The organism is Streptomyces mayonensis, from assembly GCF_018982965.1.
GTDB lineage: Bacteria > Actinomycetota > Actinomycetes > Streptomycetales > Streptomycetaceae > Streptomyces > Streptomyces mayonensis.
The window spans coordinates 16,255-34,776 of sequence record NZ_JACBYP010000086.1 but is presented as its reverse complement, the minus strand read 5'-3'; the positions used below and the strand labels follow the sequence as shown (position 1 = coordinate 34,776).

Annotated in this window: 15 protein-coding genes; 3 read left to right on the top strand and 12 right to left on the bottom strand. The window is 72.7% G+C overall.

Annotated features, from left to right (window positions below; translation table 11 throughout):
* Nucleotides 1-119: 119 nt before the first annotated feature.
* The 4 genes from HZS56_RS26845 to HZS56_RS26830 form a co-directional block, all read right to left on the bottom strand.
* Nucleotides 120-1,424: a glycoside hydrolase 5 family protein gene (locus HZS56_RS26845; RefSeq protein ID WP_216723358.1), complete on the bottom strand. Its 1,305-nt coding sequence runs from the start codon at nt 1,422-1,424 to the stop codon at nt 120-122.
* An 80-nt stretch (nt 1,425-1,504) separates the two neighbouring features.
* Nucleotides 1,505-2,419, bottom strand: a complete 915-nt coding sequence (locus tag HZS56_RS26840) for a carbohydrate ABC transporter permease (RefSeq protein WP_216723357.1) — start codon at nt 2,417-2,419, stop codon at nt 1,505-1,507.
* Nucleotides 2,416-3,351: a carbohydrate ABC transporter permease gene (locus tag HZS56_RS26835; protein WP_216723356.1), complete on the bottom strand. Its 936-nt coding sequence runs from the start codon at nt 3,349-3,351 to the stop codon at nt 2,416-2,418. Before HZS56_RS26835 ends, HZS56_RS26840 begins: the two co-directional genes overlap by 4 nt.
* A 6-nt stretch (nt 3,352-3,357) precedes the next feature.
* On the bottom strand, nt 3,358-4,650 hold the full coding sequence (locus HZS56_RS26830) for an ABC transporter substrate-binding protein (protein WP_216723355.1): 1,293 nt from the start codon (nt 4,648-4,650) through the stop codon (nt 3,358-3,360).
* Between the two features lie 235 nt (nt 4,651-4,885).
* Between HZS56_RS26830 and HZS56_RS26825 the strand changes: the two genes are divergently transcribed.
* Complete coding sequence (locus HZS56_RS26825; RefSeq protein WP_216723354.1) at nt 4,886-5,932, top strand: LacI family DNA-binding transcriptional regulator; 1,047 nt, start codon at nt 4,886-4,888, stop codon at nt 5,930-5,932.
* Nucleotides 5,933-6,086: 154 nt separating this feature from the next.
* Complete coding sequence (locus HZS56_RS26820) at nt 6,087-7,430, top strand: amidase (RefSeq protein WP_216723353.1); 1,344 nt, start codon at nt 6,087-6,089, stop codon at nt 7,428-7,430.
* Between the two features lie 7 nt (nt 7,431-7,437).
* Here the strand turns inward: HZS56_RS26820 and HZS56_RS26815 are convergent, their stop codons facing one another.
* On the bottom strand, nt 7,438-7,929 hold the full coding sequence (locus tag HZS56_RS26815; RefSeq protein WP_216723352.1) for a GNAT family N-acetyltransferase: 492 nt from the start codon (nt 7,927-7,929) through the stop codon (nt 7,438-7,440).
* Nucleotides 7,930-7,975: 46 nt separating this feature from the next.
* Nucleotides 7,976-8,152: a hypothetical protein gene (locus HZS56_RS26810; RefSeq protein ID WP_216723351.1), complete on the bottom strand. Its 177-nt coding sequence runs from the start codon at nt 8,150-8,152 to the stop codon at nt 7,976-7,978.
* A gap of 471 nt (nt 8,153-8,623) precedes the next feature.
* On the opposite strand from HZS56_RS26810, the gene HZS56_RS26805 reads away from it, so the two are divergent.
* Entirely contained in the window at nt 8,624-9,076 is a 453-nt protein-coding gene (locus tag HZS56_RS26805; RefSeq protein WP_216723350.1) for a hypothetical protein, read from the top strand.
* 108 nt (nt 9,077-9,184) lie between these two features.
* On the opposite strand, the gene HZS56_RS26800 is transcribed toward HZS56_RS26805, so the two are convergent.
* From HZS56_RS26800 to HZS56_RS26770, 6 genes are all read right to left on the bottom strand, one after another.
* Nucleotides 9,185-10,789, bottom strand: coding sequence for an SDR family NAD(P)-dependent oxidoreductase (locus HZS56_RS26800; RefSeq protein ID WP_253914916.1), 1,605 nt, complete (start codon nt 10,787-10,789; stop codon nt 9,185-9,187).
* A 102-nt stretch (nt 10,790-10,891) separates the two neighbouring features.
* Nucleotides 10,892-12,235, bottom strand: a complete 1,344-nt coding sequence (locus HZS56_RS26795; RefSeq protein ID WP_308408167.1) for a wax ester/triacylglycerol synthase family O-acyltransferase — start codon at nt 12,233-12,235, stop codon at nt 10,892-10,894.
* Between the two features lie 164 nt (nt 12,236-12,399).
* Nucleotides 12,400-14,718: a GH92 family glycosyl hydrolase gene (locus HZS56_RS26790; RefSeq protein ID WP_216723348.1), complete on the bottom strand. Its 2,319-nt coding sequence runs from the start codon at nt 14,716-14,718 to the stop codon at nt 12,400-12,402.
* Between the two features lie 269 nt (nt 14,719-14,987).
* The gene (glgC, locus tag HZS56_RS26785) at nt 14,988-16,208 is read right to left on the bottom strand and encodes a glucose-1-phosphate adenylyltransferase (RefSeq protein ID WP_216723347.1); all 1,221 of its coding nucleotides are present in this window, start codon (nt 16,206-16,208) and stop codon (nt 14,988-14,990) included.
* Nucleotides 16,209-16,259: 51 nt separating this feature from the next.
* Nucleotides 16,260-17,582 carry a glycogen synthase gene (glgA, locus tag HZS56_RS26775; RefSeq protein WP_308408166.1) on the bottom strand — a complete coding sequence of 441 codons (1,323 nt, stop codon included), beginning with the start codon at nt 17,580-17,582 and terminating at the stop codon, nt 16,260-16,262.
* A gap of 110 nt (nt 17,583-17,692) precedes the next feature.
* Complete coding sequence (locus HZS56_RS26770) at nt 17,693-18,508, bottom strand: (2Fe-2S)-binding protein (protein WP_216723346.1); 816 nt, start codon at nt 18,506-18,508, stop codon at nt 17,693-17,695.
* Nucleotides 18,509-18,522: the final 14 nt, after the last annotated feature.

Below are 18,522 nucleotides of genomic sequence, written 5' to 3'. Positions count from 1 at the left end.
GGACGGGAGTTACCGGTGCGGGTCGTGGTGGCGGGGGCCGGCGTGGTGTACTGCTCCCCCGCCGCGCCCGGTTCGAACCGTGCGGCGTGCCGGTTCGCAGCCGTCGTGCCGGCCGGGGTTCACGAGGGGGCGTCTTCGCGGTGGACGCGGGGCCCGTGCGGGTCGTCCTGGTCCTGGCCCGCCGGCAGCACCTGGCCGGGCGTGACGACCTCCGTGATGCCGCGGGCCGCCAGGTGGCCGGGGTCGGCGGCGTGCGTGTCGAGGACGGTGGTGGGGCGGGCGCCGTCGGCGACGAGCCGGAAGAAGGCGTCGAAGACGGCGCCACCGGGGGCGCAGGCCGAGCGTGCGGCGGGGTCGGCCGGGACGGCCAGGGCGGTGGTGCGCGGAGCGGGGACGGGGCGGGTTCCCTCGCGGGCCGCGAGGGCGGCGTCGGCCAGGACGCGGGCGGTGTCCTTGGGGCGGCGGTCGTTGGTGAGGAGCCCGAGGCCGTACTCCAGCTCGGGGAAGTCGGCCAGCTCCCGGGACACGTCGTGCGAGCACCACCAGGTGACGCCCCACAGGCCGGGGCAGTCCAGGGCGTTCGCGATCGTCGCCTCGGTGAAGGCGGCGGCGTGCTCGGCGGGGACGAGGGGCGCGGGGGCGCCGACCTCCTGGAGCCACACCGGCCGGTGCGGGTCGGCGGCCCAGGCCTTGCTCAGCTCGACCAGGTAGGCGGCGTGGTGCTCGCTGGGCACGGAGGTACGGCCGTGGCGCTGGGCGGTGCCGTTGAAGACCCACGAGTGCACGGCCGTGACGGCGCCGCGGCGGGCCGCCTGGGCCGGGGTGAAGGGCTGGTCGTCCTGGTACCAGGTGGCGTCGTACTCGGCGTGCAGGTGCATGCGGCCCGGGGCGCCCTCCTCGCAGGCGGCCAGCATCCGTTCCAGCCAGGCGTCGATCTGCTCGCTGGTCGCGCGGTCCGGGTCGGGGTGGGGCCCGGCGGAGAACTGGTTGACCTCGTTGCCCAGCGTCATGCCGAGGAAGTTGGGCCGGTCCGCGAGGGCCGCGGCGAGGGTGCGCAGGTAGGCGGCCTGCCCCTCGATCACGTGGGGATCGGTGAACAGGTTGCGGCGGTGCCAGGTGCGGGTCCAGGCCGGCACGAAGTCGAAGCTGCTCAGGTGGCCCTGGAGGCCGTCCACGTTGACGTCGAGGCCGCGTTCACCGGCCGCGTCGACCAGGGTGACCAGGTGCTCGACGGCGCTCTGGCGGATCAGGGCGCGGTTGGGCTGGAAGTAGGGCCAGAGCGGGAAGACCCGGACGTGGTCCACGCCCAGCGCGGCGATCGAGTCGAGGTCGGCACGCACGGAGTCGGGGTCGAAGTCGAGCCAGTGGTGGAACCACCCTTCGCTGGGGGTGTAGTTGACGCCGAAGCGCACGGCAGAAGGCATGCGGTGTCCTTGTTGTGGGGACGTGGGGGAAGCAGGGAGCCGCTGGGGATGCCGGCGGGATCCCGCCGGGGCCGCGGGCGTCAGCCCTTGACGGCGCCCTCGCCGACCCCGCGGAAGAAGTACCGCTGGAGGCAGGCGAAGAGGGCGATCAGCGGCGCGACGGCGATGATCGTGCCGGCGGCGACGAGGCGTTCGTCGTTGGCGAAGGTGCCGTGCAGGTAGTTGAGCCCGATGGTCAGGGTGAACTTCGAGGGGTCGCTCAGCACGATCAGCGGCCACAGGAAGTCGTCCCACGCGCCCATGAAGGCGAAGATCGCGACGACGGCGAGGGTGCCCTTCACTGCGGGCAGCGCGATCCGGTAGAAGCGCTGCCAGACGTTGGCGCCGTCGACGAAGGCGGCCTCCTCGATCTCGTAGGGGAGGTTGAGGAAGGCGTTGCGCATGAGGAGCACGTTGAGGGCGCTGACGCAGCCGGGCAGTACCACGCCGACCAGGGTGTTGTTGAGGCCCAGTTCCCGCATGGTGGTGAACTGGGCGATGATGATGCCCTCCACCGGTACGAGCATGGCCAGGATGAAGACCAGGGTGGCCACGCGCCGGCCGCGGTAGCGCAGCCGGGCCAGGGCGTAGCCGGCGAGGGCTGCGCCGACGCAGTTGGTGACGACGTTGGCGGCGGCGACCTTCAGCGAGTTGAAGGCGTAGTCCCACACGGGGATGGTCTCGGCGACCCGCTCGTAGTTGTGCAGGGTGGGGTCGGAGGGCAGGAACTTCGGCGGCGAGCTGAAGATGTCCTCCGTCGGGCCCTTCAGCGAGGTCGACAGCTGCCACAGGAACGGGCCGACGGTCAGCGCGAGGACGCCGAGCAGCAGCAGGTAGCGCAGGGCCAGTTCCCAGGCGCGTACGCGGCGGCCGTGCTCGTCGGTGACACGGGGTTCGCGGGCCGGCGCGAGAGGCGGTTCCTGCTCGGCGGTCCGGGGCTTGTCGACAACGCTCACGACTCCTCCTTCCGGTCGGCGCGCAGCACGAGCAGCATCAGGGCGACGGTGACGACGAAGACGACGACCGAGATGGCCGAGGCGTAGCCGACCCGGCCGGTCAGGCCGGTGCCGGTGCGCTGGACGAGCATGACGAGGGTGGTGTCCTCGCCGGCCGGTCCGCCGGCGGGTCCGGCCATCAGGTAGACCTCGGAGAAGACCTTGAAGGCGGCGACCGAGGAGAGGGCCGCGACCAGGACCATGGTGGAGCGGACCGCGGGCACCGTGACGCTGAGGAAGCGGCGGACCGCGCCCGCGCCGTCGACGGCGGCGGCCTCGTGCAGTTCGCGGGGCACGTTGGCGAGCGCCGCCAAGTAAATGATCATGTAGTAGCCGAGGCCCTTCCAGACCGTGACGGCCATCGCGCTGAGCAGGATCAGCCACTGGTCGCTGAGGAAGCCGACCGGGCCGGCACCGAGCATCTCCAGCACGGAGTTGACCAGTCCGCGCTCGTCCAGGAGCCAGACCCAGATCAGTCCGACGACGACGATCGAGGCGACGACCGGGGTGTAGAAGGCCGAGCGGAAGAAGGTGATGCCGGGGATGTTCTTCTGCACCAGCAGCGCGAGCAGCAGGGGCAGCAGGACCAGCGCGGGGACGACCCCGAGGACGTACAGGGAGCTGTTGCGCAGGCCGGTCCAGAACATGTCGTCGTGGAGCAGCTCGCGGAAGTTGTCGAGGCCCACGAACTCGCCCGGGACCAGCGTGCGGCGGTCGGTGAAGGAGTTGACGAGCGTGGAGACGAACGGGTACAGGATGAAGGCGCCGGTGACCAGCAGACCGGGGGCGGCGAACAACCAGGGGCTGGAGGGAAGTTGGCGCCGCACGCGCCGGGTGGCGCTCTTGCGGGTGCTCCCGGTGTTCCGGGGGCCGGTGAGGGTGGGACTTGCCATGATGTCTCAGCCCTGCTGCTGGAGGAGCCGGTCGCACGCCTTGACGGCGTTGTCGAGGGCTTCCTTGGGGCTCTGCTTGCCCTGGAGGGCCTTGGCGACCTCGTTGCGCAGCTCGGTCTTCATCTGCTCGCTGAACAGGACCGGCGTGTAGTTGACGGCGTCCTTCAGGGACTTGGCGGAGGCCACCCGGACCCGGGTCTCGTCGGTCCCGTCCTCCTTCGTGAAGTACGGGTCGTCCAGCGAACCGGCGGTGCTCGGGAAGACGGCGACCTGCTTGGCGAACGACATCTGGTGCGCCGCGTCGGTGACGTAGTGCGCGAAGGCGACCGCGGCGGGCTTGCGCTGGCTCTGGGAGTTCACCATCAGCCCCATCACGTACATGTTGACGTGGCCGGTGCTGGTGATCTGGTCGGTGATGCCGATGTTCTTGTAGAGGCTCGGGGCCTGCTTCTTGAAGTTGGCGAGGTCGAGCGCGCTGCCCGGGTTCATGGCGACGGCGCCGGTGAGGAACTTCTTGCCGGTGGACTCGGGGGTCGCCGTCAGCGCCTGCGGGTCGAGGGCCTTGGCGTCGTACAGCTCCTTGTAGCGGCTGAGGAGTTCCACGCCCTTGGCGTCGTTGAACGCGAAGGCGGTGCCCTCCTCGTCCATGAGCGGTACGCCGTAGCGTCCGAAGTCCTCGATGGTGGGCACGTTGGCGAGCGTGGCGACCTCGCCGTCGGTCTTGTCGGCGATCTTCAGGGCGGCGTCGAAGACCTCGTCGTACGTCTTCGGCGGCTGCTCGGGGTCGAGTCCGCCCTTCTCGAAGAGCGACTTGTTGTAGAACAGCGGGCCGGTGTTGAGGTACCAGGGGAAGGCGTACGTGCCGTCCATGCCCGGTATCCGGTGGCTGGCCCAGGCTTCCTGAAGGTACTCCTTCTCGTACTGTCCGGCGGCCTTGTCCAGGTCGAGGGCGAGTCCGGCCTTGGCGAGCGGGGCGACGAGGTCCGGGGAGACGTTGACGACGTCGGGCAGGGTGCCGCCGGCCGCGTCGGCGCTGATCTTGTCGGCGTAGCCCTCGCCGGGCTGGTCGACCCACTTGACGTGGGTGCCGGGGTGCTTCTTCTCGAAGTCGGCGATCAGGCCCTCGAAGTAGTCCTTGAAGTTGGCCCGCAGGTTCCAGGTCTGGAAGGTGATGTCGCCCTCGACCTTGCCCGAGGCGTCGGTCGAGCCGCCGTCGTCCCCCGAGGAGCCGCACGCGCTGAGCGGCAGGAGGAGCGCGGCGACGGCTGCGGCGGCGAAGGTTCTGCGCGAAGTGGGCACGGTGGCACGTCTCCCTGGAGGACATCGGCGGTGGGATGGCAGCGACCATGCACGGCGATCTCGCGGAAAGTCAATGCATTCGCGCCAACTAAAGAAGTCCGGACGGCATTAGACCAGTTCACAGCCGAACCTGTCGACACTTGCGGTCGCCCACTAATGCGCTTTAGGATCAATCAACTCAAGCGCTTTAGCTCACGGTCACCGAGGCCTGCGGGCACCGAGGAAAGGAGCGTGCATGCCGGCCAAGCGGCCCGCCGCGCGTCGGCCGACGATGAAGGACATCGCCCGGCGGGCCGGGGTCTCGGAGAGCGCGGTCTCGTTCGCGCTGAACGACCGGCCGGGGGTCTCCGAGATCACCCGGGACCGCGTGCGCCGGGTCGCGGAGCAGCTCGGCTGGCGGCCCAGTACGGCGGCGCGCGCACTGTCCGGCGAGGGGGCTGCCACGGTCGGCTTCGTGCTGGCGCGGCCCGCGCACACCCTCGGCGTGGACTCCTTCTTCCTCCAACTGGTCTCCGGCATCCAGGAGGTGCTGGCGCGGCGCCACCTGGGGCTGCTCTTCCAGGTCGCGCAGGACCTCGACGACGAGTGCGCGGTCTACCGGCGCTGGTGGGCCGAGCACCGGGTGGACGGCGTCCTGGTCGTCGATCCGCGCACCGACGACCCGCGCCAGGACCTGCTCGACGAACTGGGCCTGCCCGCCGTGGTGATCGGGGGCGCGCCGGACGAGCGTCATCCGGCGCTGTCGACGGTGTGGGCGGACGACGCGGGCGCGATGGCCTCGCTGGTGGACGCGCTGCACGCGCTCGGCCACCGGCGGATCGTGCACATCGCCGGTCTGCCCGGCCTCGCGCACACCGAGCGCCGCATCCGCGCGCTGCGGGCCGAGGCGGAGCGGCGGGGCCTCACCGAGGTCCAGTCGGTGACCACCGACTACTCCGACGCGGAGGGCGCCGCCGTCACCCGCCGGGTCCTGGAGGCGCCCGCGCCGCCGACCGCCCTGATCTACGACAACGACGTGATGGCCGTCGCCGGGGTCGCCGCGGCGGCCGAACTCGGTTTCTCGGTCCCGGCGGACGTGTCCGTGGTGGCCTGGGAGGACTCGGCGCTGTGCCGCATGGTCAAGCCGTGGCTGTCGGCCCTGTCCCGCGACAGCGTGGCGTTCGGCCGCACCGCGGCGACGGAGCTGACCGCCCTGCTGGACGGCGGTCCGGCCCGCAGGGTCCGGGTGCCGGTGCCCCGGCTGATCGAGCGGGACAGCACGGGGGCGGCCCGGACGGCCTGAACGGCTCCACCAGGGACTACGGCTCCACCAGGGACTGGGGAGCCCGTCGGGTCCGTGCTCTCGACACGGGCGCCCCGGGCGGGCAGAGTGCCTGTTCTGTTCCATGTACTCGCCAGTAGTCCCGAACCCGTCACCGCACCCCTGGGAGCCCTCCGTGACCGACTGGGCCGGCCGGACCGCCACCGAGATCGCCGCCGCCGTGCAGGACAGGCGGGCCGCGCCGCGCGAGGTGGTCCGGGCACACCTCGACCGGATCGCCCGGCTCGACGGCCGCTTCGGCGCCTTCCGCAGGGTGCGGGCCGAAGCGGCGCTCGCGGAGGCCGACGAGGTGGGCGGGCGGAGCGATGTGGCCCGGCTGCCGCTGGCCGGAGTGCCGGTGGCGGTGAAGGACAACCTCGCGGTGCGCGGCGAGTCCGTGCGGGTCGGGTCCGCCGCCACGCCGGACACGCCGGCCGGGGCCGACCACGTCACCGTGGCGCGGCTGCGGGCGGCCGGCGCGGTGGTGGTGGGGCTGACGAACGTTCCCGAGCTGTGTGTGTTCGGCACCACGGAGGGAGTGCACGGCACGACCCGCAACCCGTGGGACCCGGCCCGCTCGGCGGGCGGCTCGTCGGGCGGCGGCGCGGCCGCGGTCGCCGCCGGGCTGGTGCCGCTCGCGCTCGGCAACGACGGCATGGGCTCGCTGCGCATACCGGCGGCCAACTGCGGCCTCGTCGGGGTCAAACCGGGCCACGGCGTGGTGCCGGCCGGAATCGGCGAGGGCGACTGGTTCGGCATGTCGGAGAACGGTCCGCTGGCCACGACGGTGGCGGACGCCCGCCTGATGCTCACGGTCCTCGCGGACGGCCCGCTGCCGCGCCGCGAGGACTCGGGCACCCTCCGGATAGCCGCCTCCCTGCGCAGTCCGCTGCCCGGTGTCCCCGTCTCCCGCCCGTACGCGGACGCCGTACGGGAGACGGCCGGAGTACTGATGCGCGGCGGCCACCAGGTGCGCCGGGCCGATCCGCCCTACCCGGCGTCGCTGGGCACGGCCGCCCTGACCCATTGGACGGCCGGCACCTCGGTGGACGCACGGGGCCTGGACCGGCGGCTGCTCGCCCGGCGCACCCGGGTGCACGCGGCCGTCGGGCGGCCCTTCGTGTCCCGCGCGGAGACCGGTGCGGCGCGGCGGCGGCTGCGCGGGCGGCTGGAGCCGTTCTTCGACGCGTACGACGTGCTGCTCACCCCGGCGCTGGCCCGCCGCTCCCCCGTGGCGGGCCCCTGGCACGAACGCGGCTGGCTGCGCAACGTGGCCGTCAACTCGGCCTACTCGCCCTTCACTCCGCCGTGGAACCTGACGGGCTGGCCCGCGCTGGTGGTGCCCTCCGGCACCCTGCCCTCGGGCGCCCCCTGCGCCGTTCAGCTGGCGGGACCGCCGGGTTCGGAGGCGACGCTCCTCGAACTGGCGGGGCGGGTCGAGGAGCTGAGGCCCTGGCGCCGTACCGCGCCGTCGGCCTGAGGGGGCGTCAGAGCGCGCGGTGCATGATGTGCAGGCCGACCCGTCCGTGCCGCGGATGGTCGAAGGCGTCCGGCACCGTGCCCAGGACCGTGAAGCCGAGGGAGGTCCACAGCCGTACGGCCGGGTTGGTCTCGACCACGGCGTTGAAGACCATGGCCCGGTACCCGTCGGCCCTCGCGGCGTCCAGGACGTACTCGGCGAGGGCCCGGCCGGTCCCGCGTCCGGCCCGGTCGGGGTCGACCATGAACCCCGCGTTGGCGATGCGGGCGGCGCCGCCGCCGTAGTTGGGCGTGAGGTACGCGGACGCGACGACGGTGCTGCCGGTGCCGGTGCCGTCCTCGGCGACGTAGACGCGCTTGGCGGGGTTCATCCACAGGGACCGGGCGTCGGCCTCCGGGGTGTCCGGGTCCCATGCGTAGGTCTCGCCGGCCGCGACGATGCGGTGCCAGAAGGGCCAGATGTGCGGCCAGTCGGCGGCCGTGGCTTCCCTGATCAGCATGGGCGTGAGTGTGGCACGCCCATGCGCTCCGCGGCCTTCGCGGGGGTCAGTCCACGCTGGGCAGGATGTGCGGCTCGGCCAGGTCCTCCTCGTAGCCCGCGAGGCGGATCGGTGCGGATCGCGCCCACACGTCGAGGATGCCGATCTCTCCGGGCCTGCGGCGCGCACGCCCGGTGCGTTCCTCGGTCCGTTGTTCTGGGTTCGTCGTCGTCTCCGGTGTCACCGCGCACTCCTTCTGTGTCGGGTCACCCTCGGGCCTCCGTCGGCCATTCTGCTGGCCGGCACTCGGCGCCCGCTGGGGTGTGAGTCGAATGCAGTTCGGACGCGGTGGCGCCGGCAACTCTTCTGGGCAGACCGTGGTGAACCGGCCTGTCCCGTGACGGACCTCGGCTGTGGGTGGTGCCCTGCGCTGCCGTCCATCCGCTCCAGACTAACCAAATGAGCGGGGGTGCGCTCTATGGGGCTCAAAACATGGCAGAACCATTGCCCTCCGAACCGCGCGGAGTTGACCCCAGTGTGCTCCGTTTCCTCCCCTTCCGCACGGCACACAAGTCACCCGTTCGGCCCACACCGCCGCTCCCTCCTCGAACGCCGACGGCGACGGGTCGCGCAGTTAAGTCGCCGTTGGTCGCCGCGCAAGCTGGGCATGGTCTGCTGCCGGTCGGCAACGGCTGTCTCGCGGGAGGACCGGGACATGGAACTGCGCAGCGTCGAGGAGCTGATGGACCTGCTGTACGCCTGCCGGGGCGAACGGCCGGGCCAGGAGTACGGCGGCGGGGGCCCCGCGGGCCCGGATCTGCACGGACACGCGCTGCGGACGGCCGCGCTGCTGCGCCGGCGCCGCCCCGCGGACAAGGAGCTCCAGGTGGCGGGGCTGGTGTCACCCGTGGGCCGGCTGCCGTGGCCGGGCAACCCGGCCGTCCGGACCGCCGACGCGGTACGGCCGCTGCTCGGCGCGCGCGTCGCCCGCCTGCTGCGTCGGCACGCCCGTGCGGAGGCCTGGGCCCACGACGACGACGTGGTCAGCCTGCGCCAGGCGGACGAGGAGGCCCGCACCGCCGTCTTCGACGCCGGGGTCCTGGAGGACTGGCGCTCGGTGCTGGAGATGACGGCGGCACGCAACGCGCGGCTGGGCGCGGTGGACTGACACGCCGTCGGCACGGGTCCCGGCGGCCCGGGAATCGGCGGCACCGGGAATCGGCGGCACGGGCGCGGTGGTCCGGGGCACGGCGGCCCCGGACACTCGGTGGGCCCGTCACCACCTGCCGGGCGCGTAGTCCTTGAGGAAGACGCCGTACAGGTCCTCGCCCGCCTCGCCGCGGACGATCGGGTCGTAGACGCGGGCGGCACCGTCGATCAGGTCGAGCGGGGCGTGGAAGCCGGCGTCGGCGAGGCGGAGCTTGTCGTAGTGGGGACGCTCGTCGGTGATCCAGCCGGTGTCGACCGACGTCATCAGGATGCGGTCGGTGTCGAACATCTCCTGGCCGCTGGTCCGGGTCACCATGTTCATGGCGGCCTTCGCGGCGTTGGTGTTCGGGTGGCCCGCGCCCTTGTAGCCGCGGGCGAACACGCCCTCCATCGCCGAGACGTTGACGACGTAGGCCCGCCCGGCGGACGCCCGCCGCGCCGCCTCCGCCATCGCGGGCCGGAGCTTGCTGATGAGGATGAACGGCGAGGTGTAGTTGCACAGCTGGGTCTCGAGCAGTTCCACCGGCGAGATCTGCTCGATGGTCTGGACCCAGGTGTTGGAGTCGACGACGTCGGGCACCAGGCCGCCCGCGTCGATCGCGGTGCCCTCCCGGTGCCGGACCACGCTGGCGTTCCCGGCGACCAGCGCCAGGTCGGCCACCTGCTGCGCGTCGAGCCCCGAGGTGCCCAGCGGCAGCGCGGCCAGCCCGTCCACCGCGCCGGAGCCGAAGGCGCCGATGACCTGGTGGGCGGGCAGTTCCCCGGCGGGCAGCGGGGCGCCCTCGCCCTCGACGAGCGCGGCGTACGCGGAGGGCAGGCGGCGCACGGTCTGCGTGGCGTTGTTGATCAGAATGTCGAGCGGCCCCTGCTCGGCGACGCGGTCGGCCAGTTCCACGGCCTGGGCGGGGTCGCGCAGGTCGATGCCGACGACCTCCAGCCGGTGCAGCCAGTCCGCGGAGTCGTCCATGGCCTTGAAGCGGCGGATGGCGTCCTTGGGGAAGCGGGTGGTGACCGTGGTGTGGGCGCCGTCGCGCAGCAGCCGCAGCGCGATGTACATGCCGATCTTGGCGCGGCCGCCGGTGAGGAGCGCGCGCTTGCCGGTGAGGTCGGCGCGGGCGTCGCGGCGGGCCCGGTTCTCGGCGGCGCAGTCCTGGCAGAGCTGGTGGTAGAAGTAGTCGACCTCGACGTAGCGCTGCTTGCAGATGTAGCAGGAGCGGGGGCGCTGGAGTATCCCCGCGATCGAGCCCTCCTCGGTGCGGGAGGAGGGGAGCAGGCCCTCGGTCTCGTCGTCGATGCGCTCGGCGGAACCGGTGGCGGTGGCCTCGGTGACCGCCTTGTCGTGGGCGGTCTTGGCGGCCCGGCGCTCCTGGCGGCGGCGCTGCTTGACCATGCGGTAGATGTGCGAGGTGGCCCGGCGGACGCGGATCGCGTCGGGGTGGTCGACGTCGAGCCGGTCCAGTTCCTCCAGCACGCTCAGGCAGACGGCGAGCCGCTCCGGGTCGATGCCGGGCCCGTGGGCGGCGGCCGCCTCGCCCACCGACGCCTCGTCCACCGGCACCTCGTCCACCGGCGCCGCGCCCACCGGCGTCTCTTCCGCGGACGCCACGCCCGGGAGCGCGTCGTCCACGAGCGCGCCGTCCGTGGTCGCCGAGCCGTCCTGTGTCACCGTCATCGCGCTGCCGTTCCCTGGTCGCCGTTGCGGCGCTGTGGGAGGCGACCGCTGTCGAACAGCGGATTTTATTCAGCGCGGCACGCGGATCCAAACCCGTCCGCGTCAGGGACGGCAGGCCGTGAGCAAGGTCTCCACCTCGTCGGCCAGGGCCGCGGCGAGCCGGTCGAGGTCGGGCACCGCCCTCGCGTCGGCGACGAGACCGTAGTGGACCTGTCCCCGGTACGTCGAGACGGCGACCGCGAGCGAGTGGCCGCGGGCCAGCGGTGCCAGCGGATAGACCTCGGTGAGGGGGTGTCCGCCGAGCCGCAGTCCGAGGCTCGGCAGGGGCACGCTGGTGACGAGGACGTCGAACCAGAGCCGGGCCGCGCCCGACACCAGCGGGCCGCCGAGCCGGTGGCCGAGCGCCGGCACGTGGTCGGCGAGCAGGGCGACGGCCCCGGCGCCGCGGCCCGGCCCGGCGTCCTTGTTGCGGTCCATGGCCGCGCGCACCGTGCCGAGGCGGGAGAGCGGGTCGGGATCGCCGACGGGGAGCCGCATCAGGTACCCGGAGAGCCGGTTGCCCTGCGGGTGGGCGGTGCGCGGACGGCGTTTGGAGACGGGGATCAGCGCGCGTGGCGCGACGCCCTCGCTGCCGTCGCCGCGTTCGTCCAGCCAGCGGCGCAGGGCGCCGGCGACGACGGCGATCAGTACGTCGTTGACGGTGCCGCCCGTGGTCTTGCGGACGTGGTGCACGTCGTCGAGGTCGATGGCCGCGCCCGCGATCCGGCGGGTGCCGGAGGACTCGGCCGTCAGCGCGGCCGAGGAGCGCACGTCGAGGGTGGACAGGGCCGCGGCGGCGCCGATGTCCAGGGCGCGGCCCACGTCCGACAGCGCGTCGCGCAGTCTGCCGGGCAGCGTGCGCACGTCGGGCAGGAGAGCGCGCGGCGGCCGGTCGGGGCGGGGCCGGGGTGCGGGGAGGTCCAGCGGGTCGAGGATTCCCGCGGCGAGGGTCAGCGCGCGCAGGCCGTCGGCCAGGGCGTGGTGGAACTTGAACAGCACGGCGAAACGGCCGCCGCCAGCGCCGGGCAGCACGTGCGCCTCCCACGGCGGACGGCCGCGCTCCAGGGGCCGTTCCATGAGGCGGCCGGCCCGGGCGTGGAAGTCCGTGGTGGGCGCGTGCAGCCGGACGTGGTCGAGCGGGTCGAAGCGGGGGTCGGGCTCCCGGGTGGCGCCGCCGAACGCGAGGGGCCCTCGCAGGGCCGGCTGGGGCTGCCAGGTGTCCCGGATGCGCATCCGCAGTCCGGGCACGGCGGGGGCGCGGGCCGCGAGCAGGTCCGCCGCGTGGGCGCCGGCGTCGGGCGAGGCGGCCTCGAAGACACCGAGAGCGCCGAGGTGCATGGGGTGCTCGGGGGACTCGATGTTCCAGAACGCCAGGTCGAGGGGGGCGAGCGGATCGGGAGGAGTCACGGGGCTGCCTCGCATGGACGACGAAGGGACCAGCAGTCAAACGCCCTTCGACGATTACGGTCAAGTACGATCACGTTACGCACCGTAAACAACGTTCAAAGTCCCGCCCCTGCGGACAGGGGCGGGACTGCTGCGCCTCATGGGACGCCTGTGTTCACATCGGCTCAGGTCAGCGGAGGCGGCACCGCCGCTGCCGAGGTTCCCCACCCGGACGGCTGCGGGCCGACCGTGAAGGCGAGCGAGCGCACGGAGCGCAGCGCGTCCGTCGTCAGCCAGGTCCTGGCGTAGGCGGAGCCGTCGGTGCGGGCCGACTGGACGTACCGGTCGGTGTCCGAGGTGCCGGGCGCGGTGATCGTGAGGGCGCCGCGCGGGTAGTAGCGGCGGTCCAGAGTCAGGTCGACGCGGTCGAAGACCGGGGTGGACAGGCCCCACGTGTCGTAGCCGGGCTGGATCGGGAAGATCCCGATCGAGGACAGTACGTTCCAGGCGGACATGGTGCCGAGGTCGTCGTTTCCGGTCATGCCGGTCGGTGTGTCCGTGAACAGGGTGAGCGCGGCGTGGACCACGTCGGTCGTCTTCCAGGGCTGCCCGGTCGACAGGTAGGTGTACGGGGCGATGAGGTCGGGCTCGTTCTGCGGGTTGTACTTGTCGGCGTTGTAGTAGTCGTACGGCCCGTTCACCCACACCTCGCGGGCGGTCTTCTCGGGGTCGGCGAGAAGCTGGTCGTAGGCGAAGAAGGAGTCGAGCCGCTCGTTCGCGGCGTCGGTGCCGCCGATGAGGTCGATCATGCCGGGCAGGTCCTGCGGCACGAGCCACTGGTACTGCCAGGAGGTGCCCTCGTGGAAGCCCTCGCTCTGCGCCGGGTCGGCCGGTCCGGTGAAGGCGCCCTCGGCGTCGCGGGCCCGGAAGAAGCCGGTCGAGGGGTCGAAGACGTTGCGGTAGCTCTGGGCGCGCTCGGCGTACCGCTTCGCGTCCCGGCCGTGGCCGAGATCGCGGGCCATGCGGGAGAGCATGGCGTCGGACAGGGCGTACTCCAGCGTGGCGGAGGCGCCGTGGTCGTAGTCGGAGTCGCCGGGCTTGGCGTGCGGGCGGCCCTTGACGTACGGCGCGAAGCCGTCGGCGAGGTACTCCTTGTTGGCCTCCCGGCCCACGGCCGGCGAGTCGGTGGGCGGGACGCCGTCGGCGTTCTTCTTCAGCGCCCGGTAGGCCCGCTCCTCCCAGCCGTGCAGCAGGCCCTGCTGGTAGGCGTTGGTGAGGAAGGGGGTCACCGGGTCGCCGGTCATGATGTTGGTCTCGACGGTGCCGTAGCCCCACTTGGGCAGCCAGCCGCTCTCCTCGTCGATCTTGATGACGGAGATGGCCATGTCGCGGGCCTCGCGGGGCGCGAGGAGGGCGAGCAGCTGGGACTGGGTGCGGTAGGTGTCCCACAGGGACCAGTTCTGGTAGTACGTGAAGCCCTTGGCGCGGTGGACCTTCTGGTCCCAGCCGGTGTATCGGCCGTCGACGTCGCTGCCGACGTTGGGCGCGAGGAAGGACCGGTACAGGGACGAGTAGAAGGTGCGGCGCAGGGTGTCGTCGCCGCCCCGGACGTTGACGTCGTCCAGCCGCTTCTCCCAGGTGCGGTCGGCACCGCGGCGCACGGAGTCGAAGGAGTGCCCGCCCTCCGCGCGCAGGTTGCGGGCGGCGCCGCGCGCGTCCACGTAGGACAGCGCGGTGGTGGCCTCGACGGTCCGGTCCTTCGTGGTGTCGAAGCGGACGTAGGCGCCGTCCCCGCCGCTCTTCGCGCCCGCGGTCACCTTGCCGTCGTCCCAGGTGCCGTAGGAGGCGAAGGGGCGGTCGAAGCGGGTGATGGTGTAGACGGTGTAGGGCTTCGTGTCCTGGCAGAAGCCGCTGCCGGTGATCGCCGTGCGCACCGTGCGGCTGTCCAGCACCTCCACCTTCGTCGAGACGTTCTTGTGCAGCGACTGGCCGGCGTTGAGCAGGACGTTGGCCTTGTCGGTGGACGGGAAGGTGTAGCGCTGCACGCCGGTGCGCTCGGTTGCGGTCAGTTCCGCGTCGACGCCGGAGTCGAGACCGACGCGGTAGTAGCCGGGGCTCGCCTCCTCGTCGTCGTGGCTGAAGGAGGCGGCGTACTTCGTGTAGTCCGTCTCGGTGACGTCGCCGGTGGTCGGCAGTACCGGCAGGTCTCCGCCGAGTCCGCAGCCGACGCCGGAGAGGTGGACCAGGGAGAAGCCCCGGACATGGGTGTCGGAGTGGTCGTAGCCGGTGCTGTGACCGGTGTCCGGCGAGAACTGCACCATCCCGAAGGGCACGGCGGCGCCGGGGTAGGTGTTGCCTTCGTTCTCCGTCCCGATGAAGGGGTTGACGAGGTCGGTCAGACGCTGGTCGGTCGTCGGGGCGGCCTGCGCCACCGGGGCGGTGAGCAGCGCGGACGCTGCCACCACCCCGGCCACGCACAGCCGCAGACGCCGGGTGGCTCTCATGTGCGGTGACCTCCGGAAGGTCTGCTGGGTCGGTTGGGGTTGCGTGGGAGCAGGCGGAGCGTGTGCGGACCGGGTGTGGCGGGCGCGCCGCAGGGCGGAGGCCGCCGCACTCGTCGGCAACAGGGGTCCTGACAACGTTGTCTGGTATATCGACGGAACGACGGAACGGCCGAGGTGCAGAGGCATGACAGCACGGATTCCGCGTGACGTCCAGGGACATGACAACAACCACGGACGTCACGCGTCTGCGGCGACCCGCGCTCCCTCCGCTACGGCACCCGCTGCCCCTTGCCCAGCGCGATCACGCCGCCCTTGGAGACGGTGTACAACTCGGCGTCCCGCTCCGGGTTGACGCCGATCGTCGCGCCCGGCGGCACCTCCACGTTCTTGTCCAGCACCGCCCCGCGTACCACCGCACCCCGGCCGACGTGCACGTTGTCGTGCAGCACCGAACCCTGCACGACCGCGCCCGGGTCGATCCGCACGCCCGGCGAGAGCACGGACCGGGTGACCTGACCCCGGATCAGGCACCCCGCGCTGACGATGGACTCGCTGGCGATGCCGCCCGCGTTGAACCGGGCCGGCGACAGCTGGGTCGAGTGGGTGTAGACCGGCCAGTCGCGGTTGTAGAGGTTGAAGGCGGGCCGCTCGGCGATCAGGTCCATGTGTGCGTCGTAGTAGGCGTCGAGTGTGCCCACGTCCCGCCAGTATCCCTGGTCCCGCGACGTCTCCCCCGGCACGTGGTTGGCGCTGAAGTCGTACAGCGCGGCCTCGCCCCGCTCGGTGAGCCGGGGCAGGATCGAACCGCCCATGTCGTGCACGGAGTCCTCGTCCTCGGCGTCCCGTTGCAGGGCCTCGACGAGGGCCTTGGTGGTGAAGACGTAGTTGCCCATCGAGGCGAAGACGCACTCGGGGTCGTCGGGGAGGCCGGGCGGGTCGGCGGGCTTCTCCAGGAAGCGCCTGACGCTCTGCCCGTCGGAGCCCGGGGTGATCACGCCGAAGGACGGCGACTCGGCGCGCGGGACGCGTATCCCGGCGACCGTGACGCCCGCGCCGGACTCGATGTGCTGGGTGAGCATCTGCCGCGGGTCCATCCGGTAGACGTGGTCGGCGCCGAAGACCGCGACGTACTCGGGCTGTTCGTCGTGGACGAGGTTCAGGGACTGCAGGATCGCGTCGGCGCTGCCCAGGAACCAGCGGGGGCCGAGGCGCTGTTGGGCGGGGACCGGGGTGACGTAGTTGCCGAGGAGACTGGACATCCGCCACGTGGTCGTGATGTGCCGGTCCAGGGAGTGCGACTTGTACTGGGTCAGTACGCAGATCCGCAGGATGTCGCCGTTGACCAGGTTGGACAGGACGAAGTCGACGAGCCGGTAGGTGCCGCCGAAGGTGACCGCGGGTTTGGCGCGGTCCGTGGTCAGGGGCATCAGGCGCTTGCCCTCTCCGCCCGCCAGCACGATGCCGAGCACCGAAGGACCTCCACGACGCATGGCCGCTCCCCTCACCCTCGTTCACCCTCGGCTGCCCCGGAGCGGGGCCGCCTACGCCTGCTTGAGGATCTCCTCGTAGAGCCGGACCGTGCGGCGGGCGACCGCTTCCCAGCCGAACTCGTCCACCGCGCGCACGCGCCCCGCCTCACCCATCCGCCGGGCGGCCCCCGGGTCGCCGAGGACGGCGTCCAGGGCGCACGTCAGACCCGCCTCGAACTCCTCGTCCCGGGTGGTGTCTTCGGACCAGTCCGTCCGGTGGGTCCTGTCGGGCTCATGGGTCCTGTCGGACTCGTGGGTCCTGTCGGACTCGTGGGTCCCGTCCGTTCCGTGGGTCCCGTCCGACCCGTGGGTTCCGTCCGTCGGGTGGGTCCCGTGGGTCCTACCGGTCCCGTCGGTCCTGGGGACGAGCAGCCCTGTCTCACCGTCGGCCACCACTTCGGGGATGCCGCCGACCCGGGAGGCCACGACCGGGGTGCCGCAGGCCATCGCCTCCAGGTTGACGATGCCGAGGGGCTCGTACACGGAGGGGCAGACGAACACCGCGGCGTGGGTGAGCAGTTGGATCACCTCGGTGCGCGGGAGCATCCGGGGGACCCAGTGCACGCCTTCGCGGGCCCGGCTCAGCTCGGCGTAGAGCCCGCGGAACTCCTGGTCGACCGCCGGGGTGTCCGGGGCCCCCGCGCAGAGCACGACCTGCGCGGCCGGGTCGATCCCACGCACCGCGCGCAGCAGGTGGGGCACGCCCTTCTGCCGGGTGATGCGCCCGACGAACAGCACGTAGGGGCGGGAGCGGTCCAGGCCGATCCGGTCCAGTGCGTCGGTCGCGGGGTCAGGCCGGTAGAGGGTCGTGTCGATGCCGTTGTGCACGACGTGCACCCTGGCGGGGTCGAGGGCCGGGTAGCAGCCGAGGACGTCCTCGCGCATGGCGCCCGACACCGCGATCACCGCGTCGGCGGACTCGGCGGCGGTGCGCTCGGCCCAGCCGGACAGCGCGTAGCCGCCGCCCAGTTGCTCGGCCTTCCAGGGGCGCAGGGGCTCCAGGGAGTGAGCGGTCATGACGTGCGGGACGCCGTACAGGAGTTTGGCGAGGTGGCCGCCGAGGTTGGCGTACCAGGTGTGGGAGTGGACCAGCTCGCGGCCTTCGAGGGCGGCGGTCATGGCGAGGTCCACGGAGAGGGTGCGCAGCGCGTCGTTGGCGCCGTCCAGCGCGGACCAGGGGCGGTGGCGCAGCACGCCGTCGGTGCGGCCCTCGCCCCAGGAGTGCACGTCCAGGTCGACGAGGCGGGCGAGTTCGCGGGCGAGGAACTCGACGTGGACCCCGGCTCCGCCGTACACGTCGGGCGGGTACTCCCGGGTCAGCAGCCCCACACGCACCCGGAACCTCCCGTCTTCGCGGCCGGTCCCCTCATGGTCACCCACACGGGGCGCCTGGGGAAGAGCGCGGCGGGAGCGGAGGCCCGGGGGGAGCGGGGAGAGCGGCCGGATCAGGCCTGTCCCGGCGGGCGTGGGAAGCAGCAGTCGCCGCAGACGCCGCCGCCCGGCACCCGGTAGTACAGGCAGCAGCTGCGGCGCCGGAAGGACGTGCCGGTGAGGGTGCCGGTTCCGGCGAGCAGGGGGTGGGCGAGCAGGTCGGCGGTGAGCGACCGGGCACGGCCGGCGGTCCCGGTACGGCCGTGCCGGCGGGCCCAGCGGTCCAGTTCCCGGCCGGCCCCGGCCAGGGCGGAGGCGGCGTTGCCGAGCAGCAGCCCGTTCGCCACGCCGTAGCGGGCGTGCACGGCCTCGGCGAGGGGGACGAGGTGGGTGGTGAGCACGGCGTCCGCGACGGTGGCGGTGTCCGACGGCAGGGCACGGACCTCGGTGAGCCACAGGTCGTCCGGGGCACTCGCGTCGGGATCCCAGTGCAGCCGGTGCGGGTCGAGGTCGGGGACGTGCCCGTAGAGCGCGGCGCAGCCCAGGGTCACGGACCACAGCCGGGCCGCGAGTCCCTGCTGGGCCACGGAGGCGGCGACCCGCGTCTCGGGGGCGTGGAGCGCGGCGGCGACCTTGCGGACGCGGAAGCCCAGCGGGTCGGGGTGCGGGGCGGGGTTCGGGAGTCGGAGGGGCTCGGGCCGTCCGGTGGAACCGGCGGGCTCGGGGTGCCGGCCCGGAGGGTGAACGTCCGGTGCCGCGTCCGCGCCCACGGGGTGGACCGGAGCGTAGGCGTGTGCCAGGGGGACCGCTGCCGGTGCGGGCCGTGAGACGTGCAGGACGGAGAAGGCGCCGAGCGGGCGGAGGGCGGCGAGGGCGGGGTCGAGGTCCACGGGGAGCAGTAGTA